This is a genomic window from Methylobacterium nigriterrae (assembly GCF_037106235.1).
GTDB classification, from domain to species: Bacteria; Pseudomonadota; Alphaproteobacteria; order Rhizobiales; family Beijerinckiaceae; genus Methylobacterium; species Methylobacterium nigriterrae.
Genome location: NZ_JBAWTG010000390.1, coordinates 1 through 1215, shown reverse-complemented (window position 1 = coordinate 1215; position 1215 = coordinate 1). Strand labels below are relative to the sequence as shown.

General features: G+C 65.8%; 2 protein-coding genes. One reads left to right on the top strand and one right to left on the bottom strand.

The window, feature by feature from the left end; genetic code table 11:
- Positions 1-106: 106 nt before the first annotated feature.
- Entirely contained in the window at positions 107-799 is a 693-nt protein-coding gene (locus tag WDW90_RS37320) for a winged helix-turn-helix transcriptional regulator (protein WP_336492757.1), read from the bottom strand.
- Between the two features lie 101 nt (positions 800-900).
- On the opposite strand from WDW90_RS37320, the gene WDW90_RS37315 reads away from it, so the two are divergent.
- A partial coding sequence (locus WDW90_RS37315; RefSeq protein ID WP_336492756.1) for a VOC family protein occupies positions 901-1215 on the top strand: 315 nt, incomplete at its 3' end.

Below are 1215 nucleotides of genomic sequence, written 5' to 3'. Positions count from 1 at the left end.
GGCAGCGGACATGGCGAACCCTCCCGGTTCGCCTCATCGAATCACGGCTGCCGCACGGGATAAACCCCGTGAGTCTCCCTCACCGCTGGTTGGTATAAGACGCTCCTCAGGTGGTTTTGGCGGGCAGAGCGAAGAGATCGACGAAGGACTGTGCGAGATCGGCCTCGCCAGCGAAGGCGAGCGTTCCGCCCGCACCGTCTCTGGCCAGAGGCGCCTTGCCATAGATCGTGCGGCGCATCGCCATCGTGTCGCCAGTGAAGGCGAGGTCGGGTGCCTCCATGACACCACGGCTCACGCAGATCTCACCGCCCGTCACAGTCGCGATGAAGTCCTCGCCGGGGAAATGAAACGCGACCGATACAGGCAGTTCCGCGGCGCGCTTTCGATCGATCAGGGCCTGAAGCGACATCATGGCCGAAGCTGCCGACATGAACAGGCTCGGATCATGCCGCGGCGAGCGAGCGGCCCAACGCCCCATGTCGCGCATCAGCGGTGCGGCCTCACGGCCCCACGCCGTCAGATCGTAGACCTGCACGTTGGCCGGCGACGGCAGCCGGAAGCGGCGGACGATGCCTGCATCTTCCAGGCTTTCCAAGCGCTGCGTCAGCACGTTGGCGCTGAGGCCTGGAAGGTTTGCCCGAATCTCACCGAAGCGGCGGGGGCCGAAGACCAGCTCGCGCATGATCAGCAGCGACCAGCGCTCGCCAATGAACTCCAGGGCAAGCGCAGTGCCGCAAGCGTCGTCGTACCGACGCTCCCGTGGCACAGACGCCTCACTAGTTACTTCTTCTGACTGCATGGTTGCTTTGTATAACCGAGAATGCCAGCCTAGGCAAAGCGGGGCCATAGGCGGCGCCGCGATGCGGTCGATGCGCTCGTTGTCACGGAGGAATGCGCCCGATGCCAACTGTCGAGGGTAAACCCATCTGGTTCGAGTTGAACGCGGCCGACCAGGACGTGGCACAGGCCTTCTACGAGGCTGTCGCCGGCTGGCGCATCGCACCATCACCGATGCCGGAGCATGGCGGCTACCGAGTCGCGGAGGCTGACGGGAAGCCCGTGGCCGGGATCCGGCGGTCGATGCCCGCAGCGCCCGGCTTTTCCGGTTGGGCGGTTTACCTCGCGACCCGCGACGTCGACGCCACGGTCTCCCGGGTGGTGGGTCTCGGCGGCCAGATCCGGTTCGGGCCTGTCGACATCCCCCATGTCGGCCGC

Coding starts and splice junctions, on each gene's coding strand:
- WDW90_RS37320 (WP_336492757.1), bottom strand. CDS start 799: ATGCAGTCAGAAGAAGTAACTAGTGAGGCGTCTGTGCCACGGGAGCGT.